The organism is Sinorhizobium fredii (genome assembly GCF_002944405.1).
Lineage (GTDB): Bacteria > Pseudomonadota > Alphaproteobacteria > Rhizobiales > Rhizobiaceae > Sinorhizobium > Sinorhizobium fredii_C.
In genome coordinates this window covers 1,838,127-1,860,703 of record NZ_CP024307.1, presented here as the reverse complement: position 1 = coordinate 1,860,703, position 22,577 = coordinate 1,838,127, and the positions used below count along the sequence as shown (strand labels likewise).

Sequence of the window (22,577 nt, the reverse complement as noted above, 5' to 3'; positions counted from 1 at the left end):
CGTACATAGTATGCGGTAGTTGCAGTCTTGCCACTGTGACAGGGAGCGACGGGTGAAAGCAACCTTCCGGCCGTCCTCCCCGTGGGAGGAACTGCAGGCCTGTGCCCGGCCTACTTCCCGGAGTTCTCAGTGCCGCGCCGACGCGCCCACCAGACGGCGAGCTTCCGGCGGGCGCGGCGCACTGCAGGGATGTCATGCGACAATACGAGCAGGCCGAGCGGGACCATCCAGAAACCGAGAACCGGCAGAAAACCGAGCAGGCCACAGACGACGAGCAGCGACCCGATCAAGATGCGCAGGGCCGGCGAGTCGGGCAGCCGAATTCGCCAGTTGCCGAGCACGATTTGACGTGTTTGCGGATCGATGCCGAAATATCTCTTCTTGCCGCCGTTCGCCATTATGCCTCTTTAATCCAACTCCCCAACAGTTGGTGCCTTCTCCACAGGGTGACAACCGCGGCCCAAGATTTTTTTTGAAAAATCGCTTGGCAAATCGGAAAAGCATTTGTATTAGCAGCCTCACTTCTGCGGCGCAGATGATCCCTGGTAGCTCAGCGGTAGAGCACTCGACTGTTAATCGATAGGTCGCCGGTTCGAATCCGGCCCGGGGAGCCAGTTTCGAAAGAGCCATTCGCGGCGTGCGCCCGAATGGCTCTTTTCATTTGTCGTCCTTACTCGACCTTACATGAAGGTGCTTCATGCGCTTGGCGTGGCTTTTCCTGGCGCTCGCGATTGCGACCGAAGTGGTCGGTCTCACCGTCATGAAGGCCTCCTCGGCCTCGTGCGCCTATATCGGCCACGCGGTCATGTATGCCTCGATCGCCCTCTCCTACGTGTTTCTCGCAAGGGCCGTGAAGACAGTACCGGTCGGCGTGGCCTATGCCATCTGGGAAGGCTCGGGCGTGGCGCTCATCACCCTCGTCTCTGTCTTCATCTTCGGCCATGTACTGAGCGGCCGCGAAGTGGTCGGGCTTTCCATGGCAGTGCTCGGCATCCTGCTTGTCAATGCGGGCAAGGCTCACGACGACGACATCGGCGAGGAAGCCGCGCCGTGACGGCCTCCGGTCTCTCCTTCGCCTTCGCGTTCATGGCCGGCCTGCTCGATGTCGCGGCAAATCTCGCTTCGTCGAAGTCGGATGGCTTCGTCAAACGCGGATGGGGCGTGCTTTCGATCCTGCTGGTGCTCGCCGCGTTCGCCTTGCTCGCCGAGGCGGTGAAAGGCATGGAGCTTGCGATCGCCTATGCCGTGCTGGGCGGCACCGGAATTTTCGGCACGGCGATCTCCGGCCGCCTCTTCTTCGGAGAGAAGCTCAAGCCGATCGGCTGGGTTGGCCTGATCCTCGTCTTCGGCGCAGTGCTCGTGCTTCACACCGCCTGACGCGGCCGCTTGTCGGATGCCGACTGCTTGTGCTTCGGAGCTGTACCATGCGGGCCGGGCCCGGACACGAGCCAGTCGACAAGCGCGAAATAGGCGCCGTAGGGCAGGAGCCGCAGCAACTTGACGGCATAGGTGAAGCGTTTCGGGAAGGTGATCTCGAAATGTCTCGACTTCAGACCCGTGCAAATCCATTCCGCCGCCTCGTCGGCGCTGACAAGGGCCGGGCGCGACAGGTTGTTCTTCACCGAGCCACGCGTCGCGATGAAGCCTGGACAGATCAGTTGCAGCCTGATGCCGATCCGGTCGAGGTCGAATTTCAGGCTCTCGGTCATGTTGATGAGGGCCGCCTTGGTGGCGCCATAGGCGGCGCTCATCGGCAGTCCGCCATAGCCGGCCACCGACGACATGATGGCGATCTGGCCATGGCCGTTCGCCTTCATGTGCTCGACCAGGGGCACGAGACAGTTGACGACGCCGTGCAGATTGACCGCGAAGCTCTTGTCGAATGCCTCGAGATGGAGGTCGTCTCCGCGCACGGGTATGGCTACGCCGGCATTGAGGATCGCCAATGCCACCCGGCCATGCTCATATTCGATCGCCGTCAGCAACCGCTCCATGTCGCGCGGGTCGGTGACGTCGCCGTCGAGAACGACGATCTTGCCCGGTCCGTCGACCTCATGCTGAAGAGCGACGAGCTTCTCGTGACTGCGCGCCGTGACGACGACCGAATAGCCTTCCCCCACCAGTCGAAGCGCAACGGCGCGCCCTATTCCGGAACTTGCCCCGGTTACCCATGCCCATCCATGCTCGGGGCGGGCGGTAAATGCAGTCATCATTTCGTCCTCGCACGTCGTTCGGGAAGCTTTCCTTCCCGGAAGGCTCGGAAGGTCCGAACCCTGTTGCCTCTCCGACGGCAGATCCTGTCCCCGTTCTCCGCTTCCCGCCCGTCAAATTGACTGCGGAGACGATTTTTGCCCGCGACAGGAAAGCGGCGAAACGCTTTTTCTTGCCTGTTGAACAGCCTGAGCCGAAAACACGCCAATATTTCGGCGATTCTGCTCCAAATGTTTGCTGCTTGCCGTTCGTCGAGGTTAATGCTTGGCTGAGGCCCGGCCATTGTTCCGTCCAGCGTGAGGTTTTCCAAGATGAGTGTCCATCCGTCCGTGCTCGAAGCCATCGGCAATACGCCGTTGATCCGGCTCAATGCCGTTTCCGAAGCTACCGGCTGCTCCATCCTCGGCAAGGCGGAGTTCCTCAATCCCGGTCAATCGGTGAAGGACCGGGCAGCGCTGTGGATCATCCGCGAGGCCGAGAAGGCGGGCCAGTTGCGCCCCGGCGGCGTGATCGTCGAGGGCACGGCAGGCAATACCGGCATAGGACTGGCGGTCGTCGGCAGCGCGCTCGGATATCGCACCGTCATCGTCATCCCGGAAACCCAGAGCCAGGAGAAGAAGGACGCGTTGCGGCTTCTCGGCGCCGAACTGGTCGAGGTTCCGGCGGTACCCTACAAGAACCCCAACAACTACGTGAAGGTCTCCGGGCGGCTGGCGGCCGAACTCGCCAAGACCGAACCGAACGGTGCCATCTGGGCGAACCAGTTCGACAACGTCGCGAACCGGGAGGCGCATGTCCAGACGACCGCACCGGAGATCTGGCGCGACACCGACGGCAAGGTCGACGGCTTCATCTGCGCCGTCGGCTCCGGCGGGACGCTCGCCGGCGTCGCACAGGGCTTGCGCGCCAAGAGCCCCGCCGTCAAGATCGGCATTGCCGACCCGGAAGGCGCGGCACTTTTCAACTACTATGCCCATGGCGAGCTGAAGGCGAGCGGGAGCTCGATCACCGAGGGCATCGGCCAGGGCCGTGTCACCGCCAATCTCGACGGCTTTACGCCGGATTTCGCCTATCAGATTCCCGATTCCGAAGCGGTGCCCTACGTCTTCGACCTCATCGAGAGGGAAGGCCTCTGCGTCGGCGGCTCCAGCGGCATCAATATTGCCGGTGCGGTTCGACTGGCCCGCGAGCTCGGCCCCGGACATACGATCGTGACGATCCTCTGCGACTATGGTAACCGCTATCAGTCGAAGCTCTTCAATCCGGACTTCCTTGCCTCAAAGGGCCTGCCGGTCCCGGCTTGGCTGAATAGAAGTTCGAACATTACCGTTCCATACGAACCCGTCGGATAGTCTCTCGATGACCAGGACCGTGACCGCCCTCTTCCGCGAGGATTTCTACCTCTCGACCTGCGAAGCAAGCGTCACGGCGGTCCTGGAAGACGGCGGGATCGAACTCGACCAGACCTGTTTCTATGCCACGTCCGGCGGCCAGCCTGGCGACACGGGCTTCTTCGAGCGCGAGGACGGCAGCCGGATCCCGATCGTCGAGACCCGGCATGGCGCAACCAAGGATGTCATCGTGCATGTTCCCGCCGAGGGACACCCCCGGCCGACAGTCGGCGAAAAGCTCGTACTCCATATCGACTGGCCGCGCCGCTACCGGCTGATGCGCATGCACACGGCATGCCACTTGCTTTCGGTCGTCTGTCCCTTCCCTGTCACCGGCGCCGCCGTCGGCGAGGAGGAGAGCCGTGTCGATTTCGACATGAGCGAATCGATCGACAAGGACGAAGTGACGGCGGCGCTGATGAAGCTCGTCGATGCGAACCATTCGGTCTATGTGCAATGGATCACCGACGACGAACTCGCCGCCAATCCGGACCTCGTCAAATCCAAGAATGTCCGGCCGCCCGTCGGCATGGGACGCGTCAGCCTCGTCTGCATCGGCGAAGAGTCCTGCGTCGACAGCCAGCCCTGCGGCGGCACGCATGTTTCGGAGACGCAGGAAGTCGGCGCCATTTACATCGCCAAGATCGAGAAGAAGGGTAAGGAAAACCGGCGGTTCCGGATCCGCTTCGGAACGCCCGAAGACCGTGCCGCCTCTTAAAGTCCACGGAGGAAACGACAATGAGCAACGAGAACAACAAAAGAAGCGCCTTCATCGTTTCCCCGGACTGGCTGGAGCAGCGGCTTGACGATCCCAGCGTCAAGATCGTCGATGCCGCCTGGTACCTGCCGGCCCAGAAGCGCGACCCCAAGGCTGAATACCAGGCAGCACATATCCCGGGGGCTGTCTTCTTCGACCAGGATGCGATCGCCGACCAGGCGAGCGGCCTGCCGCATACGCTGCCCTCGCCGGAAGCCTTTGCCGAAGCCGTCGGAGCCATGGGCATCGGCGAGACCGACACGATCGTCATTTATGACGGACCGGGCATCTTCACGGCGCCGCGGGTCTGGTGGATGTTCCGCATTATGGGCGCGAAGAACGTCTTTGTCCTTGATGGCGGCATGGACGGCTGGAAGGCCGAGGGACGCCCCACGACCGCCGAGATTTCGAGCCCCGCACCGCGTTCATTCCATGCAAGCTTCGACGCCAAGGCCATCACCTCCTTCGAGCGCATGAAGGACATCGTCGAAAACCGTCTCGCCCAGGTCGCCGATGCCCGTAGCGCCGGGCGCTTTAGCGGAGAGGAAGCGGAGCCTCGCGCCGGCATGCGGTCGGGCCACATGCCCGGCGCTCGAAGCCTTCCCTCCGGGACCTTCTCAGAAGCGGGCAAACTCAAGGATCTTGACGAATTGCGCCAGAGCTTCGCGGAGGCCGGCATCGACCTGACGAAGCCGGTCGTCACGACCTGCGGATCGGGTGTGACGGCGGCAATCATCACGCTTGCGCTTCAATCATTGGGACATACAGACAATACGCTCTATGATGGCTCCTGGTCGGAATGGGGTAGCCGCCCCGACACCCCGGTTGCCATCGGTAGAGAGTGAAAACCATGCAAGGATCGAAGCCTGCTGCGATCACGGCCCACGTGACTGAGCTCGAGATGACGGCGCCGCCGAAGCAAAGCCTGCCGGTGCCCGTCAACATCCACACCGCGATCCTGCGGGTGTCCGACATTCCGCTTCCCTATTACCGCTTCCTCTATCTGCGTGTCGGCAAGCGCTGGCACTGGGCGGAGCGGCTGCGGATGAGCGATGAAGACCTGGCGGCGGTACTCCACGACAAGAGGACGAACCTGACGGTCCTCTATGTCAACGGTGCGCCCGCCGGCTTCTTCGAACTGCAGCAGCGCGATGGCGACATCATGGAGCTTACCCATTTCGGGCTCATGGAACACGCGCTTGGCCTCGGCCTCGGGAAATGGTTCCTGCTGCAGACCCTGTTCGCCGCCTGGGCGATGGACCCGCGCAAAGTCAAGGTAACGACAAACAGCTTAGACCACCCTCGGGCATTGCAGCTCTACCAGCAGTTCGGCTTTTCCCCGGTCGCGACGCGGGATGCGATCGTTCGGCCCTTAAGCGACGACGAGCTGCTCAGCTTCGCGAAGAAGCTCTGACCGGACCTCTCCGGCAAGTTTCGGGTGTCGCAACCGGGCGCAATGGACCAATCTCCTCGTCGACAAGAACAGGAGAGATCGATGACACTGCGATATGTCGCGATGCCCGACAAAGATGCGCAACGGCTATGGCAGGGCGGCCGGGATGCCTATGGCAACCTGCCCGAACGGCACATCTCGGACGGCGACGGCGTTCCGTGCCGGCATTGCCTGCGAAACGTCGAAGAGGGTGAGCCTTACCTGATCCTTGCCTATCGGCCGTTTTCGTCAGCCCAGCCTTACGCTGAAACGGGACCGATCTTCATGCATGCCGATGCGTGTCCTGCGCCGGACGGAGCGTTGCGGCCGCCGATCCTGACCTCCAGCAAGGACTACCTGCTTCGCGGATACGGTAGCGACGAGCGCATCGTCTATGGGAGTGGCGGCGTGGTACCCGTGGAGATGCTCGAGCGGCGTGCAGAAGAACTGCTGGCACGGACGGACATCGCCTATGTGCATGTGCGCTCCGCCAAGTACAATTGCTATCAGTGCCGCATAGAGGCGGTCTGAGGACCGGTCCGGCAGTACAGCGCCGGACCGGTTTGAGCTTCACCGCTCAGGCGACGTTGAGGACGCTTTCCGGCGCGTAGGAATCATAGCCGAGTGCCTCGGCGACGGGCGCATTGGTCACCCGGCCCCGATGGACGTTGAGGCCCGCCCGCAAATGCCGGTCCTCGGCAATCGCCTTGAGCCCGCGATCGGCAAGCTGAAGGCCGTAATAGAGCGTCGCGTTGTTGAGCGCGTGAGCCGACGTGATCGGCACGGCGCCCGGCATGTTCGCGACGCAGTAATGCACGATGCCGTCCACCTCATAGGTCGGCTCGGAATGGGTCGTCGCATGCGAGGTCTCGAAGCAGCCGCCCTGGTCGATTGCGACGTCGACGATCACCGCGCCCTTCTTCATGCCTGACAGCATTTCGCGCGTGACGAGCCTGGGTGCGGCAGCGCCGGGGATCAGCACGGCGCCGATTACCAGGTCGGCGGAAAACACTTCTTCCTCCAGGGCGTCGATCGTCGAATAGCGCGTATGGACGCGGCCGTTGAAGATGTCGTCGAGCTGGCGCAGGCGCGGAATCGAGCGGTCAAGGATCGAAACGTCGGCGCCGAGGCCGACCGCCATTTTCGCGGCGTGCAGGCCGACGACGCCGCCGCCGATGATCGCCACCTTGGCGGGAAGCACGCCGGGAACGCCGCCGAGCAGGATGCCACGGCCGCCATTGGCCCTTTGAAGCGAGGTGGCGCCAGCCTGGATGGCGAGCCGCCCGGCCACTTCGGACATGGGAGCAAGCAGCGGAAGGCCGCCGCGCTCATCCGTCACCGTCTCATAGGCAACGGCGGTGACGCCCGAATTCAAGAGGCCCCTCGTCTGCTCCGGATCCGGCGCCAGATGAAGATAGGTATAGAGGATCTGGCCCTCGCGCAGTTGCGTCCATTCGGACGGCTGCGGCTCCTTGACCTTGACCACCATGTCCGCCTTTTCGAACACGTCCTTGGCCGTCGGAACGATCCGCGCGCCGGCGGCGCGATAGGCGTCGTCATCCGCCCCGATCCCTGCCCCGGCCTTGGTCTCGACGATCACCTCGTGGCCGTGGGCGACATATTCCCGCACCGATCCCGGCGTCAGGCCGACCCTGTATTCATGATTTTTGATTTCCTTCGGGCAACCGACACGCATCTTCGCGTTCCTCTCCTGTCTGTGCGCTTTCGCGGCATTGGCGATCAGACAAGGAAAACAGATGCTGGCGAGAATGTCCTTGCAAAGGCGCGCCCCTCAGCGCATTGCTTTCGACTTTTGTTGCGTACGAAACGTTTTTATTGAAGGAAAACTCGAATGAGTGAACTGGACGCCATCGATCGTTCGATTTTGAGGATCCTGCAGCAAGAGGGCAGAATCTCCAATGCCGATCTCGCCGCCAAGGTGGGCCTGTCGCCTTCCGCCTGTTCGCGGCGCGTCGATATCCTCGAGAAAACCGGCACGATCGCCGGCTACCACGCCCGTATCGCGCATAAGGCGCTCGACTACAAGATCATGGTGATCGTGCATATTTCGCTCTCCGGCCAGTTCGCCAAGACGCTCGCCGAATTCGAAGCAGCGGTCAAACTCTGCCCGAATGTTCTCGTCTGCTATCTGATGTCCGGGGAATACGACTACATCCTGCGTGTCGCGGCACGGGATCTCGAAGACTACGAGCGCATTCACCGCGACTGGCTGTCGGCGCTTCCGCATGTGGTGAAGATCAATTCGAGCTTCTCGCTTCGCGAAATCATTGACCGCCCGAATGTCGGGATCTGACACTCGCGCGGCTTAACGGCCGACCACCCGGTTGCGGCCTGTATTCTTGGCGGCATAGAGGCGAATATCGGCCTGCGCCAGCAATTCGTTGATCCCGGCGCCATCGGCAAGCGTCGACGACACGCCGATGCTGGTGGTCACCGGGTCCCCATTCGGCGTCTTTACTCCCGAGGAGACCGCCAGCCGTATGTCCTCGGCCCGCGAATGGACACCCGCATAGGGGAGCCCCGGGCAAAGCACGACGAATTCCTCGCCGCCATAGCGGAACAGGCGATCCTCGGGCTGAAGCTTTGCGTTGACCGCTTCTGCCAGTTTCTTCAGCACGCGATCGCCTTCCATGTGGCCGAACTGATCGTTGACGCTCTTGAAGCGGTCGACATCGATGAGCATCAGGCTGAGCGGAGCGCCGTCGGCTGCCGCCTCGCGTATCATCTGCTTCCCTTCCGCTTCGAAACGGCCACGGTCCAGGGCACCGGTCAGGGTATCGTGACCGGAACGCGACAAGAGATCCTCGTAGCGCTCGCGAAAGGTGAGGTCGTTGAACACGTCGCCGAGCGGCCGGTCCGAAATCGCGAGGAAGGCATGACGCGAAGATCTCAGATAGAATCCGATGGCGACGGCATAGAAGGGGGCGGCCAGCATCTTCGCCATCCACCCGCCCCAGAACACGTCCCAGGGCGCACCGTTCACGAAGCGGAGCGCCGCATAGAAGCCGAGCTGGTCGAATGTCAGCACGACGACGCCGCAGATCAGGAAGCGCATCGTGACGAAGCGGCGAAACCACCGGCCAAGCTTCTCGTAAATCAGGATGATGATCAGCGAATCGAAATATAGTAGCGTCGTGCCCCAGACCATCAGCCAGCCCATTTCGTCGATGAAGGCGATGTCGGCGACACGGCCGGCGACGACCGAGACGGTATCATGCCGCCGCAACAGCAGGCTGAGCGCCACAGTCAAAAAATTGCCGGCAAGCAAGCCGTAGATCGGCTGCCGGACTGTCGCGGCGTCCTCCTTCACGTAAAGGAGAAGGATCATCATGAGCTTGCCGGAAAAGAACACGGCAGAGCCCGGAGAGATCACCCCGAACGGCAGCTGAACGTAAAAGACGGCGGCAAGATAGGTCTCGATGAAATGCATGACGCCGAGGGCTGCCACGAAGACGCCGAGCCCCAGGCGGGCACGCAGGTGAAGAAGCCCGATCATCGACGCGACGTAAACCAAGGCCTCGGCAAGCAGGAGCATGAGATTGGCGTTTGGCATGCGCGCAGGAGACTTCCGTTTCACTCGCCCGTTCCTTAAAGCTAGAAATTGAACAAAGCTTTACCGGCCTACGAGGCGGCGAAAAACAGGCGAGATTCTGCCGCTTGCCGTTCCGCTCCAGTCGGTCATAGTCGCGCGGAAAGGTTGCGCTGCCGACGCGACATTGCCGGCGCCTTGCACGTTCTTGACGTGCCCGAACGGAGCTTGAATACGGAGACCGCCATGACTTCGAAGATCGCACTGCATCCCATTTCCCGCCGCGCCCTGCTCGGCGCGCTGGCCGCCTCCTCCGCCCTCGCCGTGCTGCATCCCTTCTCCGTCAGAGCTGCCGCTAACCAGGCCCACCTCCGAATCATGGAAACGACCGACCTGCACGTGCATGTGTTCCCCTACGACTATTACGCCGACAAGCCGAACGACACGCTCGGCCTGGCGCGCACCGCCTCGATCATCGACGCGATCCGCGCCGAGGCAACCAATGCCATCCTCGTCGACAACGGCGACTTCCTGCAGGGCAACCCGATGGGCGACTACATCGCCTACAAGCGCGGCATGAAGGCGGGCGACATTCACCCGATCATCGCCGCCATGAACGTCCTCGGCTATGACTGCGGCACGCTTGGCAACCACGAGTTCAACTACGGCCTGGACTTCATGTTCAATGTGTTGAACGGCGCGAATTTTCCGATCGTCTGCGCCAACCTGACCAAGGGCGCGCTCGCCGCCGGCCCCCGCCAGGACGAACTTTTCCTCAAGCCCTACGTCATCCTCGATCGGAAGGTGAAGGACGGCGCCGGGGAGGAACACCCGATTCGTATCGGCCTGATCGGATTCGTGCCGCCGCAGATCATGACCTGGGACGCCAAGAACCTCGAAGGCAAGGCGAATGCCCGCGACATCGTCAAGGCCGCGGAAGCCTGGGTGCCGCAGATCCGGGAGGAAGGCGCCGATATTGTCATCGCCCTCTCCCACTCCGGCATCGGACAGCAGGCGTATGCCGAAAATCTCGAAAACGCCTCCGTGCCCCTGGCGGCGATCGACGGCATCGACGCCATCGTCACCGGCCATAGCCATCTCGATTTCCCGGGGCCGAAGTTCGATGCCGTCGCAGGCGTCGACAACAAGACCGGACTCATCTCCGGCAAACCCGGCGTGATGGGTGGCTTCTGGGGCTCCCATCTCGGCCTGATCGATCTCCTCCTCGAGCGCGACGGCGGAGCCTGGCGGGTGATCGGTTCGACGAGCGAAGCGCGGCCGATCTACCGGCGGGAGGAGAAGAAGGTCATCGCCGAGGTCGGCGACAAGCCGGAAGTTCTGGCGGCGGCACAGAAGGACCACGAGGCGACGCTCGCCTATGTCCGCACCCCGGTCGGCAAGACCTCCGCGCCGCTCTATTCCTACTTCGCCCTCGTTGCCGACGATCCTTCGGTGCAGATCGTCAGCCAGGCGCAGACCTGGTACATCCGCGACATGCTGAAGGATACCGAGCACAAGAACCTGCCGGTGCTCTCGGCAGCGGCCCCCTTCAAGGCCGGCGGACGCGGCGGTGCCGACTATTATACCGACGTTCCGGCCGGCGACATCGCCATCAAGAACGTCGCCGACCTCTACCTCTATCCAAATACGGTCCAGGCTGTCGTCATCACCGGCGAACAGGTCCGAAACTGGCTCGAAATGTCTTCCGGGATCTTCAACCAGATCGCGCCGGGCTCGACCGACGCGAACCTCATCAACGGCGACTTCCCGTCCTATAATTTCGACGTGATCGACGGCGTCACCTACCAGATCGATCTTTCGCAACCGGCCAAATACGACAAGGACGGCAATCTCGTAAACGCCTCGGCAAGCCGCATCCGCGACCTGCAGTTTGACGGCAAGCCGATCGACCCGGACCAAAGATTCGTCGTGGCGACCAACAACTACCGCGCCGGCGGCGGCGGGCACTTCCCGGAAATCGCGGCCGACAAAGTCGTCTTCGTCGCCCCCGATACCAACCGCGACGTGATCGTGCGCTACATCGTGGAGCAAGGGACGATCAATCCGTCGGCCGACGCCAATTGGAAATTTGCACCGCTCAAGGACACCAGCGTCGTCTTCGACAGCGGCCCGAAGGCAAGACAATTTATTGCTCAGGTCAAGGCCGTCGACGTCGAAGACGCCGGCGACGGCGCCGACGGCTTTGCGCGCTTTCGCATCAGGTTATAGCGGGAGCAAGTGGCCTCTGGCGTGCCGGCCCCCGTCGGTAGGCCAGAGGGGCGAGCGCCCCCAAGAACTTGACTTACATGTTAAGAAAACACTGCAACCGATTGCTGCAGAACAAGATTGTCCTGCTTACACCGAGCGCGACTGTGCCTCGTCGGCAAAGAGCGCCGCGCGCTGCTCGTCGACGATCTGCCGCCCCTTGCGGAGCGCCGAATCGATGGCGTCCTGCTCGGAGGTGAAGAGATCGGCGCGGATGAAATTACGCACTTTCGTGCCGCCCTCGGGCATCGTCTTTTCGATGCTGCCGGCAAGCCGGAACTGCGCGCCCTCGCGCATCGGCGTCGCGCGGATCAGGCAATCCGCATAGGTCTCGGTCTTGCCCGAAGCGGGCTGAACCGGCTTTTCGGAGCCACCGGAGAGGCCGAACAATTTCGAGAAAAACGATGCCATGGCTCATGGTTAGCCGTGGCTGCGGCCCCTGTCAAAGCCAAAATTGGTTCGCTTGCGCTGCCCGGCGGCAAAGCGCGTCAGATGACCAGATTGGCGAGAATCTCGTTCTCGGTGATGTCCTGGTATCGCAGCCCGGCCGCGTCGAAACGCTGCTTCAGCAGCGGGAAGTTCTCCGCGTGCTTGGTCTCGATGCCGATCAGCACGGAGCCGAAATTGCGCGCCGACTTCTTCAGATATTCGAACCGGGCGATGTCATCCTCTTCGCCCAGCAGATTGAGGAAATCGCGCAAGGCGCCCGGTCGCTGCGCCATGCGCAAAATGAAGTATTTCTTCAAGCCCGCATGGCGCATGGCGCGCTCCTTGACGTCCGGCAGGCGCTCGAAGTCGAAATTGCCGCCGGAAACGACCGCGACCACCGTCTTGCCTACCAGCCGCTCGCGACCGAGTACTTCCAGCGCAGTAATCGACAGCGCGCCGGCCGGCTCGAGCACCACGCCTTCGACATTCAGCATCTCGATGATCGTCAGACAGATGGCGTTTTCGGCGAGAAGCATCACCTGCTCGGGCGCGAAATCGCGGAGCGCCGAGAAATTGAGATCGCCGATGCGCCCCACCGCCGCGCCGTCGACGAAATTATCCACCTGATCGAGCGTCACGACGCTGCCCGCCTCCAGGCTGCGCCGCAAGCTCGGCGCGCCCTCCGGCTCGCAGAACATGAACCGGTCGGGCATCAAGGCATCACGGAAATAGCCGGTCACGCCGGCCGCCAGTCCGCCGCCGCCGACGGGCAGCACGACGAGATCGGGAAGCAGCCCCTCCGGCAATTGCGCGACGATCTCCGCCGCGACCGTCGCCTGCCCTTCGATGATATCTGCATGATCGAAGGGCGGCACCATGACGCCCGCAATCGCCTCGACATGGTCGCGGGCGGCCTGGTAGCACTGGTCGAAGATATCGCCGACGAGGCGGATGGTGATGTATTCGCCGCCGAAGATGCGGGTCTTGTCGATCTTCTGCTGCGGCGTCGTCACCGGCATGAAGACGACACCCGGAACGCCGAAGTGCCGGCAAACGAAGGCGAAGCCCTGCGCATGGTTTCCGGCCGAGGCGCAGACGAAGGTCTTGCCGGAAGCACCGGCCGCAAGTGCCTTGCGGAAGAAGTTGAAGGCACCGCGGATTTTGTAGGAGCGTACCGGCGAAAGATCCTCGCGCTTCAGATAGACGGTGGCGCCGTAGCGCGCGCTCAGGTGATCGTTGGGCTGCAGCGGCGTCGCCGGAAAGATTTCGCGCATCGCCGCGGCCGCCTGTTCAACATCCTGCTTCATCTCGTGCCATCACCCGTTCCATCTTGATCGCTGTCGCTATCGCACATTGCTGCGACTGAAACCACCGATTTGACTTGCTGCGCGCTTGGCCTGGCAAAGACTCGCGAACCATCACTCTACGCCGATCGGCTGCGGTCACGGCAGTCTCCTTCGGCTTGACTTGCGCATGCCAAATGCCGACAGTTTTCAGCAATCGGGATGCTGGGAAACTGAGATGGCGAACTATCTCTCCATGCTAGCGATGCTGGCTCTGGCCGCCCCTGTCCTGGCCGTTTCCGGAGCCGAAGCGGGGCCGCTTTCCGATGCCGCGGTGAAAGCGGAGAAGCAGGCAAGCGACGGCGACGCGGCAGGAGCACGAGAAACGCTGCGCCAGGCCGTCAGCGCGTTCTCGCAGACCCTTCCCTTCGCGATCGGCAAGGCGCTTTTCGTCACGGCCGAACCGGCAGGCTACGCCATGTACGAGCCGAAGCAGGATTCGGTCTTCAAGCCCGGCGAGACGCTGCTCTCCTATGTCGAGCCGGTCGGCCTCACCTGGAAGGACGCAAGCGCCAAGGGCAAGCTCGAAACGCGCTTCACCGTCGATCTCGACATCGTCAGCCCCAAGGGCGAGGTGCTTGCGACCCGCAAGGCATTCGGCGACTTCACCTTCACCGGCTATCTTCGCAACCAGGAGATCTATGCGACGCTGACCGTCGACGTCAGCGGCGCGCCTGCCGGCGACTACGTCCTGCGCTTCCGCTTCAACGACATCAACAGCGGCAAGAGCGCAACCGTCGACCAGCCGTTCAAGATTGCGGCGGAGTGATTGAGAGGCAGCAGCATTTCGGTGGTGGTGCGGACGACGGGGATCGAACCCGTACAGCCTAAGGCCGAGGGATTTTAAGTCCCTTGCGTCTACCAGTTTCGCCACGTCCGCATACCGCGTTTGGAATACTTTGCGATTCAAGCGATGGGAAGGGCCGCCAGCGCATTTTTTGATGTGCGTCTCCGCGAACATGCTCAAGCCGCATCTTGCACCGAGAGTCGCGCAAAAAATTCGCATCAACCCCTGATTCGCCAGGGGTTCAAACCTTGCGTGTTGCTGGCAATATTCGATCCAAAGACTGTCCTGGCATCGATGGCAGAGGGGATCGGCGTGCGTCCGTTGCGAGCGTCTAGCAGCACACCTTTGTGGCCGGAAGACCTTGACGCGCTTCAGCGCGTGTTCGACCGGCTGTGTAACGAGTATCGGTGGCCGCGCAAGAGTGCCCAGGCGCAGCGATATGGGCGGATGCTGATCGAAGAGTATCAGGCCGGCACCAGGGACGAGCGCCTGCTGCTGGCGGCAGGCCGCTCGTTTATCGACCGCTCTCTCGCCCAAAAGAGGCCGGCATGACGCAGCAGGTTTCGATCGACAGCGAGGATCTCGCCGAAAAACGACGCGTCATCGACGCGATGAAGGACGACTTCGCCAGCGCCATCGAGGCGCGGCAGGCGGAACTGCGCGCCCGCGACCTGCCCGGACAGCGGACGGGCTGGATTGGCATGCTTGTGCAAAACCGCGCTGAGAGGCGTCCTGTGGCGTGAAACCGCGGCGCGTGGCTCGCGCCTGAAATTCCGTGCACGAAAACAACGCCTGCAGCGCCGTGCACCTTTCAGGACGCACGCTGCAAGTCTTTGAAACTAAGCATCGTTTCTTCCGACAATCGCGTCCGATTTTCGGGCCGATGCGCCAGACGCAGCTCAGTGATAAAAGAAACAGTCGCAATCGGCCTTCTGGGCGTCTTCGCCGCGCCAGACCCGGACTGCCAGTTTCGACGACTCGCCATTGTCCTCGAGCCGTAACCCGAGCAGCGATACTGCGGCTGCCTTCGGGTTGGGTGCATCGACTTCGATGACCGATCCGACCTGGTGAACGCCCTCCCGAGCGGTCCAGGTGAAGATCTGAACGCTGTAGTGCATAGATATCCTCCGTCGCGCTGTCGCTCGCGCCAGGGGCGGGCAGGATTTTAGGGGTCCGCAGGCAAAGCCCCTATCTCAGCCGTCCTCGACGGTTGCTTCAGGTCGATCTCCTCCATCAGCGTGTTCGAAATGCCAGTTTCCCTGCTCATCCTGGAAGCTGATTTCCTCGTCGTCGCCGCCAACTTGCTGTTCCGCGGCGGCAGCCTTTGCGGCCGCCAGCGCCATCTCGCGACTGGGAAAGGGCTCTGAATACGCTTCGGCGGCCTTGTAGGCCCAGCCTCCGTCGTGTTGAACGATCGAATAGGTGATCCGCGCCATTCTTCACTCCCATGGATGTCCAGGGACATTCCTGCCCACGGTTGGACCGTTGCCGCACGGCCGCACTGCTCCTCCTTGCCTGTGGCAGTCCACCTCGGACGGGGCGATGTTAACACAAATTGGCTAGCGTTGTGCCTTTTTTGAAGGAGGGTGCGCCCACCTCCTACCATTTTAGAATTAAACAGCGATATCAACGACAAGCGCGGCCACTTGATGCGGCAGCGCTCGCTCAGACGTGGCTAATTCTACTTTGATCAGTCCGCGCGCATGGCGAGCATGCTCGCCACATGAGCGCCCTGCTTGCCGACCAATTTACCCTCGTTGCGGGATAACCGAAGAAAAACGCCTTCGATGCCCGGCAATTCCGCTTGATCGCCGCCGCCGGCAAGTTTTATCAACGCGCATGCTGCCATCAGAACGGGCTAGCAGTAAGATCGTGTCGAACGATCCGAACCATTCCGGAGCGCAAATGACCAGTGCCAGTATTGTCACCGCTGCCATGCTCGCCATTGGCGACGAGCTTCTCTCCGGCCGGACCAAGGACAAGAACATCGGCCACCTGGCCGACATGCTGACGATGGTCGGGATCGATCTGCGCGAAGTTCGTATCGTCGCCGACGACGAGGAGGCGATCGTCGAGGCCGTCAATGCGCTGCGCGGACGCTACGACCATGTCTTTACCTCTGGCGGCATCGGCCCCACGCATGACGACATCACCGCCGACGCGATCTCGAAGGCGTTCGGGGTCGAATGCGTCCACGATCCGAAGGCGATGGAACTGCTCGGCGCGTTGTATGAGCGGCGCGGCATGGAATTCACGGAGGCGCGCAAGCGGATGGCGCGCATGCCGCTCGGCGCAGCCCACATCGCCAATCCGGTATCGACCGCTCCCGGCTTCAAGATAGGCAATGTCTACGTCATGGCCGGGGTGCCGCAGGTGTTTCAGGCGATGCTCGATAGCCTGCTTCCCAGCCTTCCGACCGGTACGCCGGTTCTGTCGCGTACGGTCCGGTCGCCCTTCGGTGAAGGAGATATCGGGACTCTTTTGACCGAGGTGCAGAAGCACCATCCCGAAACGAGCATCGGTTCCTATCCGAAATTCGACGGCAAGAGCTTCTCGACCGATATCGTCATCCGCGGCCGTGACGAGTCGGCCATTGCAGCAGCCGAAGCCGATGTGGCGGCGATGATCGAGGCGATCTCGCGCTCGCGCCAGGGCACCTAGGCTCGCCCCGCACCGCGGCCAAATCCTGCCCATACAAGCCCTTGCGCTGCGGGCTTCCTTGCCGGTATTGCATTCGCTAACGGGAAGCGCCGCAGGAGCGACTCCCAACCTATTCGATCAGATATCGGAGCGCCTCATATGTCTCTTCCCGAAAAAGCCTTTCCCGTATCCTGGGATCAGTTTCACCGCGACGCGCGCGCGCTCGCCTGGCGGCTGGCCGATAACGGGCAGGAATGGCGGGCCATGGTCTGCATCACCCGCGGCGGTCTCGTGCCGGCGGCGATCATCTCCCGGGAACTCAACATCCGCATGATCGAAACCGTCTGCATCGCCTCCTATCATGATTACGACATGCAGGGGCAGATGAAGGTGCTCAAGGGCATCTCGCCGGAAATCGCCAAGGGCGGCGGCGAAGGCGTTCTCATCGTCGACGACCTGACCGATACCGGCAAGACCGCCGCCGAAGTGCGCGCCATGCTGCCCAAGGCGCATTTTGCCGCGGTGTATGCCAAACCGAAGGGCCGGCCGCTGGTCGACACCTTCGTCACCGAGGTCAGCCAGGACACCTGGATCTACTTCCCCTGGGACATGGGCTTCACCTATCAGGAGCCGATCGCCAAGGGCAGCCGCGGCTGACCCCCTCGCTCCTTCAGGGGCGCGGCGGAATGTTTTCAACCAGCGTCTCGGCCGTCAAGGCGCGGCCGGCACGGATGCCCGCCACGCCGTGGCGCCAGACCGCGGCGGCGGCCGCTTCGAAAGCCGGAAAGCCCTGCGCCAGATGTGCGCCGATGATGCCGGCCAGTACATCGCCCGATCCGGCGGTGGCAAGCCAGGGCGGCGCATTCCCGTTCACCACCGCTAGGCCGGACGGCGCCGCCACGACGGTGTCCGACCCCTTGTAGACGATCACCGCATGGCTGAGCCTTGCCGCGGCTTGCGCCTTTTCGATCTTGGAGAGCGTGGTATCGGCCGCGACGTCCGGGAACAGGCGCGCGAACTCACCCTCGTGCGGCGTCATGACCACTTGGCCGCCGCATTCGGCGATCTTATCGAACAGCTTTTCCCTTTCCTGCTGAAAGGAACTCATGCCGTCGGCATCGAGGACCAGACCGCGGTCGCAGAGCATCAGGGCGAAGTCCCTCGCCTTCTTGCCGACGCCAAAACCCGGGCCGAGCACGAAGGTGTTGAGCCGCTTGTCGCGCAGCCATTCGGCCAGATCGGCGGCGCTGCCTATTTCCTTGAGCATGACGGCAGTCAGGTGCGAAGCGTTGGTGGCAAGTGCCTCCGGCGGCGAGCCGAGCGTCACCAGCCCCGCCCCCGCGACGAGGCCCGCTGCGGCGGAGAGCCGCGCCGCACCGGTAGAGATCGGCCCGCCGGAAAGGACGGCAAGGTGGCCGCGCTTGAATTTATGCGTGCCGGCGTCGAGACCGCCGGCATAGTGTCTCCAGACGGCCGGGCCATTGATCCGCAGGGCGCCCGCCCTTGCGGCGACGAGCCGAGCGGGAATGCCGATATCGAAAACCTCGAGCGTACCGCATAATTGACGCCCCGGCATCAGCACATGTCCCGGCTTCGCCGCCATGAAAGTGACCGTGTGGGTGGCGGTGAAGCTTGCGCCGCGCACTTCGCCGCTGCGTCCATCAATTCCGGAAGGCAGATCGACCGCCAGAACCGGTATCCTGTTCGCACTGACACGATTGATGACCGCTTCCGCAGCATCCGGCAGGTTGCGAGCGAGCCCCGCCCCGAACAGCGCGTCGACGACGATATCGCCCGCCTGCGGCTCGTAAGCCTCGAGGGGTAGTCCTGCGAGCCGACAGCCCTTGCGCGCCCTGGCTGCGTCGCCCCGCAATTTATCGGCGTCGCCGAGGATATATAACGCGACCTGCGCACCGCTCTCCGCCAAGACTTCTGCGGCGACATAGCCATCGCCGCCATTGTTGCCCGGGCCGCAGAGTACGACGAAGCGCAGGGCGGCCGGGAACAGCCGCAGCGCGGCAGCGCACACCGCTAGCCCTGCCGAGCGCATCAGCGAGAAACTGTCGATGCCGGAATCGGCTGCGTCCTTGTCGATCGCCGCCATTTCAACCGGCGTCACCAGCATATCTTCGAGCGCGTCATCCATGACGCGATCTAAGCGCGGCCGCGCGCACTAGACAAGAGCCCGCAGGACAACGCAGCCTGAGCATTTTTCATGCATTTGCCTATAATTGGTGCTCAAATATGAGGCTTATCGCATTAAACGGCAGCGAACGCCTTGCGATCACCCGTGGCGGGGAGTGAATCTTCATAAAAAATAGGCAGGTGCGAATGAGAGAGACAAGCCGGTGGCAGCCGACTCGACCTGAGCGGGTGAAAAGTCCCTCATCTCGCATCATGCCTCTATAAAATTGGCACGCTACATGCATACTGGAAGGCGAGCGGGTGAGACCCAGCTTTACAGGGAGAAGCGGAGAGACATTTTCTCATGAAAAAGATCGAAGCGATCATTAAGCCCTTCAAGCTCGACGAAGTGAAGGAAGCCCTTCAAGAAGTCGGCCTGCAAGGCATAACCGTCACGGAAGCCAAAGGCTTCGGGCGGCAGAAGGGACACACGGAGCTCTACCGGGGGGCCGAATACGTCGTCGATTTCCTGCCGAAGGTAAAGGTGGAAGTCGTGCTGGCGGACGAGAATGCGGAAGCCGTCATTGAGGCCATCCGCAACGCCGCCCAGACAGGCCGCATCGGCGACGGCAAGATTTTCGTGTCCAATGTGGAGGAAGTGATCCGAATCCGCACCGGTGAGACCGGCCTCGACGCCATCTGACTGACTGACCGTCCAAATACCCCCATCCGATCCTGGGGGCCGCCCGGCCCCGATTTTCCAACTGCGTCATCTCACACAGGGAATTGCAAACCATGACGACTGCCAGTGAAATTCTGAAGCAGATCAAGGACAACGACATCAAGTTCGTCGACCTGCGCTTTACCGACCCGAAGGGCAAGCTGCAGCATGTGACGATGGATGTTGCCGTGGTCGATGAGGATATGTTCGCCGACGGCGTGATGTTCGACGGCTCCTCGATTGCCGGCTGGAAGGCGATCAACGAGTCCGACATGGTGCTGATGCCCGACACGGAAACGGCCCATATGGACCCGTTCTTCGCCCAGTCCACCATGGTCATCGTCTGCGACATTCTCGACCCGGTTTCCGGTGAAGCCTATAACCGCGATCCGCGCGGCACGGCAAAGAAGGCCGAGGCCTATCTCAAGGCATCCGGCATCGGTGACACGGTGTTCGTCGGTCCCGAAGCCGAGTTCTTCGTCTTCGACGACGTCAAGTACAAGGCCGACCCGTACAATACCGGCTTCAAGCTCGACAGTTCCGAATTGCCCTCCAACGACGACACGGATTATGAGACCGGCAACCTCGGTCACCGTCCGCGCATCAAGGGCGGCTATTTCCCGGTGCCGCCGGTCGACAGCTGCCAGGACATGCGCTCCGAAATGCTGACGGTGCTTGCCGAAATGGGCGTCACTGTCGAAAAGCATCACCACGAAGTGGCCGCCGCCCAGCACGAACTCGGCGTCAAGTTCGACGCGCTCGTGCGCAACGCCGACAAGATGCAGATCTACAAATATGTGGTGCACCAGGTTGCCAACGCCTATGGCAAGACCGCGACCTTCATGCCGAAGCCTGTTTTCGGCGACAACGGCTCGGGCATGCACGTTCATCTTTCCATCTGGAAGGACGGCAAGCCGACCTTCGCCGGCGACGAATATGCCGGACTGTCCGAAACTTGCCTCTACTTCATCGGCGGCATCATCAAGCACGCCAAGGCACTGAACGCGTTCACCAACCCGTCAACGAACTCCTACAAGCGTCTCGTCCCGGGCTATGAGGCACCGGTTCTGCTTGCCTATTCGGCCCGCAACCGCTCGGCCTCCTGCCGCATTCCGTTCGGCAGCAACCCGAAGGCAAAGCGCGTCGAGGTCCGCTTCCCGGATCCGAGCGCCAACCCCTATCTCGCCTTCGCCGCCATGCTGATGGCCGGCCTCGACGGCATCAAGAACAAGCTGCATCCGGGCAAGGCGATGGACAAGGACCTCTACGACCTGCCGCCGAAGGAACTGAAGAAGATCCCGACGGTTTGCGGCAGTCTGCGCGAAGCGCTGGAAAGCCTCGACAAGGACCGCAAGTTCCTCACCGCCGGCGGCGTCTTCGACGACGACCAGATCGACTCGTTCATCGAGCTCAAGATGCAGGAAGTCATGCGCTTCGAAATGACCCCGCATCCGGTCGAATACGACATGTACTATTCCGTCTGATGACGGGATTGTCGGCGCATCAGATGCGGCTGGTCCAATCGACATGAAAGCGAAAGGCGGGTTTCGATCGAAGCCCGCCTTTTCTCAAATGCGACAGAAGCGATGCATTTCCGCGAGGTTCATGGGGCTATTGATGTTCCACATGCGACACCCCAAATAATCGTCTGAAAGGATGTGTTGCGTCATGAAACAAAGAAACGCGAAATTCGAAATCGGCCAGATCGTTCGCCACCGGTTCTTTCCGTTTCGGGGCGTCATCTTCGACGTCGATCCGGAATATGCAAACACCGAGGAATGGTGGAACTCCATTCCCCAGGAAATCCGCCCGAGCAAGGACCAGCCCTTCTATCATCTGTTCGCCGAAAACGACGAAAGCGAATATGTCGCCTATGTCTCCGAACAGAACCTCGTCTCCGACGAGAGTGACCAGCCGATCCGCCATGCTCAGGTAGACGCCTTGTTCGAGAAGGCGGATGTGGGGCATTATAGGCCGAAGTCCAACTATCGCCATTGAGCTTATGGTACGGCTCGTCCACGGCCAAGGTCAGACCGGCTCATGGATACGCAAGGTGCGACGGGAAACCGTTCGCACCTTTTTACTGCGGCTTCCAAATAGAAAAGCGCCCGGCGGATAGCCGGGCGCTTTTTCAATTTTAGAAGTGAAGCGATTACTGCTTCTTGGCAGCCTTCTGCGCCTCTTCCAGCTTCTTGCGCGCGTCTTCCGCCTTCTTCTGCATTTCTTCCTGCAGCAGGCGCTGACGCTCTTCGAGCTGCGACTGTTCGATCGGCTCGCCGTCGAAGACGCCGGTGAACCCTTCCAGCGTCATCTTGATCGGGTTGGGCGCGCGCTGGAAATTGACCGACGTGAAGACGACTTCATTGCCCTTCTTCAGGTTGGCGATCAGCGCGTCGGAGAGCGGCGCCTCGGCAACGCACTTGTCGGGCATGCAGATGGCGTAGTCGAGCTTGACGCCCTTGCCACCGTCGATCTGCATCTGAACGCCCGGCGGGATCATGCGCGCGGAGGGGACGGAAACCTGCACGACCTTGCGGTTCACCTTGCCGGAGACCGTGATAAGTCCGACCGCGGTGATAAGCTGACCATTGTTGGCGGTGAGCAGGTTCTGAACGATGCAAACGTCGTTGTCCTCCTGCTTCGTGCAAACCTTGAACCAACCCTGCGGCGGCTTGCCCTGCTGTGCAGAGGCGATGCCCGGCGCGCCGGCTGCTGCTACGGAGAGCGCCAGCGCTGCCATACCCGCGCGTTTGGTGAAGTTCGACTTGAAGATCATTGTGATTCCGTCTCCTGAAAACCGGCCACGGAACAATTGTTCCGCTGGTGAGTATCGTCAGCCCGCCGTCCTGTTGGCCAAATGAGGCTTTTGAATGGCCCCGATTCCGGAAACACCTGTTACATTGGCTCGTGCCGTTTATCCAGTGTTT

The 22,577-nt window shown here is 61.8% G+C and carries 28 protein-coding genes and 2 tRNA genes; 18 read left to right on the top strand and 12 right to left on the bottom strand.

Annotation, left to right across the window (positions count from 1 at the left end; genetic code table 11):
- Positions 1-110 precede the first annotated feature (110 nt).
- Complete coding sequence (locus tag NXT3_RS09145) at positions 111-398, bottom strand: hypothetical protein (protein WP_037422022.1); 288 nt, start codon at positions 396-398, stop codon at positions 111-113.
- A 141-nt stretch (positions 399-539) separates the two neighbouring features.
- Here NXT3_RS09145 and NXT3_RS09140 point away from each other — a divergent pair.
- The 3 genes from NXT3_RS09140 to NXT3_RS09130 all read left to right on the top strand — a co-directional run bounded on the left by NXT3_RS09140 (position 540) and on the right by NXT3_RS09130 (position 1,377).
- A tRNA-Asn gene (locus NXT3_RS09140) sits at positions 540-614 on the top strand.
- 83 nt (positions 615-697) lie between these two features.
- The gene (locus NXT3_RS09135) at positions 698-1,054 is read left to right on the top strand and encodes an SMR family transporter (protein WP_037421890.1); all 357 of its coding nucleotides are present in this window, start codon (positions 698-700) and stop codon (positions 1,052-1,054) included.
- A complete protein-coding gene (locus NXT3_RS09130; RefSeq protein WP_104839175.1) occupies positions 1,051-1,377 on the top strand; it encodes an SMR family transporter in 327 nt (108 codons plus the stop codon). The genes NXT3_RS09135 and NXT3_RS09130 overlap by 4 nt, the downstream gene beginning before the upstream one ends.
- On the opposite strand, the gene NXT3_RS09125 is transcribed toward NXT3_RS09130, so the two are convergent.
- Positions 1,365-2,210, bottom strand: coding sequence for an SDR family NAD(P)-dependent oxidoreductase (locus NXT3_RS09125; protein WP_234828097.1), 846 nt, complete (start codon positions 2,208-2,210; stop codon positions 1,365-1,367). The two genes, NXT3_RS09130 and NXT3_RS09125, sit on opposite strands and share 13 nt — an antisense overlap.
- Before the next feature lie 312 nt (positions 2,211-2,522).
- Between NXT3_RS09125 and NXT3_RS09115 the strand changes: the two genes are divergently transcribed.
- From NXT3_RS09115 to NXT3_RS09095, 5 genes are all read left to right on the top strand, one after another.
- Positions 2,523-3,563, top strand: a complete 1,041-nt coding sequence (locus NXT3_RS09115) for a cysteine synthase A (RefSeq protein WP_097524780.1) — start codon at positions 2,523-2,525, stop codon at positions 3,561-3,563.
- Between the two features lie 7 nt (positions 3,564-3,570).
- A complete protein-coding gene (locus NXT3_RS09110) occupies positions 3,571-4,320 on the top strand; it encodes an alanyl-tRNA editing protein (RefSeq protein WP_104839173.1) in 750 nt (249 codons plus the stop codon).
- A 20-nt stretch (positions 4,321-4,340) separates the two neighbouring features.
- Entirely contained in the window at positions 4,341-5,204 is an 864-nt protein-coding gene (sseA, locus tag NXT3_RS09105; RefSeq protein ID WP_104839172.1) for a 3-mercaptopyruvate sulfurtransferase, read from the top strand.
- A gap of 5 nt (positions 5,205-5,209) precedes the next feature.
- Positions 5,210-5,773 (top strand): GNAT family N-acetyltransferase, encoded by a 564-nt coding sequence (locus NXT3_RS09100; protein WP_097524777.1) that lies wholly within the window; start codon positions 5,210-5,212, stop codon positions 5,771-5,773.
- Positions 5,774-5,854: 81 nt separating this feature from the next.
- Complete coding sequence (locus tag NXT3_RS09095; RefSeq protein WP_037421872.1) at positions 5,855-6,322, top strand: DUF1203 domain-containing protein; 468 nt, start codon at positions 5,855-5,857, stop codon at positions 6,320-6,322.
- Between the two features lie 46 nt (positions 6,323-6,368).
- Here the strand turns inward: NXT3_RS09095 and ald are convergent, their stop codons facing one another.
- Positions 6,369-7,487, bottom strand: coding sequence for an alanine dehydrogenase (gene ald / locus NXT3_RS09090; protein ID WP_104839171.1), 1,119 nt, complete (start codon positions 7,485-7,487; stop codon positions 6,369-6,371).
- Between the two features lie 156 nt (positions 7,488-7,643).
- On the opposite strand from ald, the gene NXT3_RS09085 reads away from it, so the two are divergent.
- Positions 7,644-8,105 (top strand): Lrp/AsnC family transcriptional regulator, encoded by a 462-nt coding sequence (locus NXT3_RS09085; protein WP_037421867.1) that lies wholly within the window; start codon positions 7,644-7,646, stop codon positions 8,103-8,105.
- A 12-nt stretch (positions 8,106-8,117) separates the two neighbouring features.
- Here NXT3_RS09085 and NXT3_RS09080 read toward each other — a convergent pair whose 3' ends face one another.
- Positions 8,118-9,365, bottom strand: a complete 1,248-nt coding sequence (locus tag NXT3_RS09080; RefSeq protein WP_199773348.1) for a GGDEF domain-containing protein — start codon at positions 9,363-9,365, stop codon at positions 8,118-8,120.
- Between the two features lie 222 nt (positions 9,366-9,587).
- Between NXT3_RS09080 and NXT3_RS09075 the strand changes: the two genes are divergently transcribed.
- Positions 9,588-11,570 carry a bifunctional 2',3'-cyclic-nucleotide 2'-phosphodiesterase/3'-nucleotidase gene (locus NXT3_RS09075; protein WP_097525043.1) on the top strand — a complete coding sequence of 661 codons (1,983 nt, stop codon included), beginning with the start codon at positions 9,588-9,590 and terminating at the stop codon, positions 11,568-11,570.
- Between the two features lie 126 nt (positions 11,571-11,696).
- On the opposite strand, the gene NXT3_RS09070 is transcribed toward NXT3_RS09075, so the two are convergent.
- Positions 11,697-12,017 (bottom strand): HlyU family transcriptional regulator, encoded by a 321-nt coding sequence (locus NXT3_RS09070; RefSeq protein ID WP_104839170.1) that lies wholly within the window; start codon positions 12,015-12,017, stop codon positions 11,697-11,699.
- A 77-nt stretch (positions 12,018-12,094) separates the two neighbouring features.
- Positions 12,095-13,342: a threonine ammonia-lyase gene (ilvA, locus tag NXT3_RS09065; RefSeq protein WP_097524776.1), complete on the bottom strand. Its 1,248-nt coding sequence runs from the start codon at positions 13,340-13,342 to the stop codon at positions 12,095-12,097.
- Between the two features lie 214 nt (positions 13,343-13,556).
- Here ilvA and NXT3_RS09060 point away from each other — a divergent pair, with 214 nt between their 5' ends.
- Positions 13,557-14,147, top strand: a complete 591-nt coding sequence (locus NXT3_RS09060; RefSeq protein WP_037421856.1) for a hypothetical protein — start codon at positions 13,557-13,559, stop codon at positions 14,145-14,147.
- Between the two features lie 25 nt (positions 14,148-14,172).
- On the opposite strand, the gene NXT3_RS09055 is transcribed toward NXT3_RS09060, so the two are convergent.
- Positions 14,173-14,258, bottom strand: a tRNA-Leu gene (locus NXT3_RS09055).
- 219 nt (positions 14,259-14,477) lie between these two features.
- Here NXT3_RS09055 and NXT3_RS33065 point away from each other — a divergent pair.
- Together NXT3_RS33065 and NXT3_RS09045 are read left to right on the top strand one after the other, a co-directional pair.
- Positions 14,478-14,717, top strand: coding sequence for a hypothetical protein (locus tag NXT3_RS33065; RefSeq protein WP_037422210.1), 240 nt, complete (start codon positions 14,478-14,480; stop codon positions 14,715-14,717).
- Positions 14,714-14,908, top strand: coding sequence for a hypothetical protein (locus tag NXT3_RS09045; RefSeq protein WP_104839168.1), 195 nt, complete (start codon positions 14,714-14,716; stop codon positions 14,906-14,908). The genes NXT3_RS33065 and NXT3_RS09045 overlap by 4 nt, the downstream gene beginning before the upstream one ends.
- A gap of 156 nt (positions 14,909-15,064) precedes the next feature.
- Here NXT3_RS09045 and NXT3_RS09040 read toward each other — a convergent pair whose 3' ends face one another.
- The 3 genes from NXT3_RS09040 to NXT3_RS31610 form a co-directional block, all read right to left on the bottom strand.
- Positions 15,065-15,283 carry a hypothetical protein gene (locus NXT3_RS09040; RefSeq protein WP_037383614.1) on the bottom strand — a complete coding sequence of 73 codons (219 nt, stop codon included), beginning with the start codon at positions 15,281-15,283 and terminating at the stop codon, positions 15,065-15,067.
- A gap of 75 nt (positions 15,284-15,358) precedes the next feature.
- The gene (locus NXT3_RS09035) at positions 15,359-15,601 is read right to left on the bottom strand and encodes a DUF2188 domain-containing protein (RefSeq protein WP_037421853.1); all 243 of its coding nucleotides are present in this window, start codon (positions 15,599-15,601) and stop codon (positions 15,359-15,361) included.
- 254 nt (positions 15,602-15,855) lie between these two features.
- Positions 15,856-15,999 (bottom strand): hypothetical protein, encoded by a 144-nt coding sequence (locus tag NXT3_RS31610; RefSeq protein WP_158255705.1) that lies wholly within the window; start codon positions 15,997-15,999, stop codon positions 15,856-15,858.
- Between the two features lie 71 nt (positions 16,000-16,070).
- On the opposite strand from NXT3_RS31610, the gene NXT3_RS09030 reads away from it, so the two are divergent.
- Entirely contained in the window at positions 16,071-16,826 is a 756-nt protein-coding gene (locus tag NXT3_RS09030) for a competence/damage-inducible protein A (RefSeq protein WP_097524775.1), read from the top strand.
- Positions 16,827-16,964: 138 nt separating this feature from the next.
- The gene (gene gpt / locus NXT3_RS09025; RefSeq protein ID WP_037421847.1) at positions 16,965-17,462 is read left to right on the top strand and encodes a xanthine phosphoribosyltransferase; all 498 of its coding nucleotides are present in this window, start codon (positions 16,965-16,967) and stop codon (positions 17,460-17,462) included.
- 13 nt (positions 17,463-17,475) lie between these two features.
- On the opposite strand, the gene NXT3_RS09020 is transcribed toward gpt, so the two are convergent.
- Positions 17,476-18,951, bottom strand: a complete 1,476-nt coding sequence (locus NXT3_RS09020; protein ID WP_097524774.1) for an NAD(P)H-hydrate dehydratase — start codon at positions 18,949-18,951, stop codon at positions 17,476-17,478.
- A 342-nt stretch (positions 18,952-19,293) separates the two neighbouring features.
- On the opposite strand from NXT3_RS09020, the gene NXT3_RS09015 reads away from it, so the two are divergent.
- From NXT3_RS09015 to hspQ, 3 genes are all read left to right on the top strand, one after another.
- Positions 19,294-19,632 carry a P-II family nitrogen regulator gene (locus tag NXT3_RS09015; RefSeq protein ID WP_003528058.1) on the top strand — a complete coding sequence of 113 codons (339 nt, stop codon included), beginning with the start codon at positions 19,294-19,296 and terminating at the stop codon, positions 19,630-19,632.
- A gap of 92 nt (positions 19,633-19,724) precedes the next feature.
- The gene (glnA, locus tag NXT3_RS09010) at positions 19,725-21,134 is read left to right on the top strand and encodes a type I glutamate--ammonia ligase (protein WP_037421841.1); all 1,410 of its coding nucleotides are present in this window, start codon (positions 19,725-19,727) and stop codon (positions 21,132-21,134) included.
- A 184-nt stretch (positions 21,135-21,318) separates the two neighbouring features.
- Positions 21,319-21,648, top strand: a complete 330-nt coding sequence (gene hspQ / locus NXT3_RS09005) for a heat shock protein HspQ (RefSeq protein ID WP_037421838.1) — start codon at positions 21,319-21,321, stop codon at positions 21,646-21,648.
- A gap of 154 nt (positions 21,649-21,802) precedes the next feature.
- On the opposite strand, the gene NXT3_RS09000 is transcribed toward hspQ, so the two are convergent.
- Positions 21,803-22,426: an invasion associated locus B family protein gene (locus tag NXT3_RS09000; protein ID WP_037421835.1), complete on the bottom strand. Its 624-nt coding sequence runs from the start codon at positions 22,424-22,426 to the stop codon at positions 21,803-21,805.
- Positions 22,427-22,577 lie beyond the last annotated feature (151 nt).

What these genes read in the sequence shown, in the direction of transcription:
- NXT3_RS09145 (WP_037422022.1), bottom strand. Translation starts at nt 398, where the DNA reads ATGGCGAACGGCGGCAAGAAGAGATATTTCGGCATCGATCCGCAAACA.
- NXT3_RS09135 (WP_037421890.1), top strand. Translation starts at nt 698, where the DNA reads ATGCGCTTGGCGTGGCTTTTCCTGGCGCTCGCGATTGCGACCGAAGTG.
- NXT3_RS09125 (WP_234828097.1), bottom strand. Translation starts at nt 2,210, where the DNA reads ATGACTGCATTTACCGCCCGCCCCGAGCATGGATGGGCATGGGTAACC.
- NXT3_RS09115 (WP_097524780.1), top strand. Translation starts at nt 2,523, where the DNA reads ATGAGTGTCCATCCGTCCGTGCTCGAAGCCATCGGCAATACGCCGTTG.
- NXT3_RS09110 (WP_104839173.1), top strand. Translation starts at nt 3,571, where the DNA reads ATGACCAGGACCGTGACCGCCCTCTTCCGCGAGGATTTCTACCTCTCG.
- sseA (WP_104839172.1), top strand. Translation starts at nt 4,341, where the DNA reads ATGAGCAACGAGAACAACAAAAGAAGCGCCTTCATCGTTTCCCCGGAC.
- NXT3_RS09100 (WP_097524777.1), top strand. Translation starts at nt 5,210, where the DNA reads ATGCAAGGATCGAAGCCTGCTGCGATCACGGCCCACGTGACTGAGCTC.
- NXT3_RS09095 (WP_037421872.1), top strand. Translation starts at nt 5,855, where the DNA reads ATGACACTGCGATATGTCGCGATGCCCGACAAAGATGCGCAACGGCTA.
- ald (WP_104839171.1), bottom strand. Translation starts at nt 7,487, where the DNA reads ATGCGTGTCGGTTGCCCGAAGGAAATCAAAAATCATGAATACAGGGTC.
- NXT3_RS09085 (WP_037421867.1), top strand. Translation starts at nt 7,644, where the DNA reads ATGAGTGAACTGGACGCCATCGATCGTTCGATTTTGAGGATCCTGCAG.
- NXT3_RS09080 (WP_199773348.1), bottom strand. Translation starts at nt 9,365, where the DNA reads ATGCCAAACGCCAATCTCATGCTCCTGCTTGCCGAGGCCTTGGTTTAC.
- NXT3_RS09075 (WP_097525043.1), top strand. Translation starts at nt 9,588, where the DNA reads ATGACTTCGAAGATCGCACTGCATCCCATTTCCCGCCGCGCCCTGCTC.
- NXT3_RS09070 (WP_104839170.1), bottom strand. Translation starts at nt 12,017, where the DNA reads ATGGCATCGTTTTTCTCGAAATTGTTCGGCCTCTCCGGTGGCTCCGAA.
- ilvA (WP_097524776.1), bottom strand. Translation starts at nt 13,342, where the DNA reads ATGAAGCAGGATGTTGAACAGGCGGCCGCGGCGATGCGCGAAATCTTT.
- NXT3_RS09060 (WP_037421856.1), top strand. Translation starts at nt 13,557, where the DNA reads ATGGCGAACTATCTCTCCATGCTAGCGATGCTGGCTCTGGCCGCCCCT.
- NXT3_RS09045 (WP_104839168.1), top strand. Translation starts at nt 14,714, where the DNA reads ATGACGCAGCAGGTTTCGATCGACAGCGAGGATCTCGCCGAAAAACGA.
- NXT3_RS09040 (WP_037383614.1), bottom strand. Translation starts at nt 15,283, where the DNA reads ATGCACTACAGCGTTCAGATCTTCACCTGGACCGCTCGGGAGGGCGTT.
- NXT3_RS09035 (WP_037421853.1), bottom strand. Translation starts at nt 15,601, where the DNA reads ATGGCGCGGATCACCTATTCGATCGTTCAACACGACGGAGGCTGGGCC.
- NXT3_RS09030 (WP_097524775.1), top strand. Translation starts at nt 16,071, where the DNA reads ATGACCAGTGCCAGTATTGTCACCGCTGCCATGCTCGCCATTGGCGAC.
- gpt (WP_037421847.1), top strand. Translation starts at nt 16,965, where the DNA reads ATGTCTCTTCCCGAAAAAGCCTTTCCCGTATCCTGGGATCAGTTTCAC.
- NXT3_RS09020 (WP_097524774.1), bottom strand. Translation starts at nt 18,951, where the DNA reads ATGGATGACGCGCTCGAAGATATGCTGGTGACGCCGGTTGAAATGGCG.
- NXT3_RS09015 (WP_003528058.1), top strand. Translation starts at nt 19,294, where the DNA reads ATGAAAAAGATCGAAGCGATCATTAAGCCCTTCAAGCTCGACGAAGTG.
- glnA (WP_037421841.1), top strand. Translation starts at nt 19,725, where the DNA reads ATGACGACTGCCAGTGAAATTCTGAAGCAGATCAAGGACAACGACATC.
- hspQ (WP_037421838.1), top strand. Translation starts at nt 21,319, where the DNA reads ATGAAACAAAGAAACGCGAAATTCGAAATCGGCCAGATCGTTCGCCAC.
- NXT3_RS09000 (WP_037421835.1), bottom strand. Translation starts at nt 22,426, where the DNA reads ATGATCTTCAAGTCGAACTTCACCAAACGCGCGGGTATGGCAGCGCTG.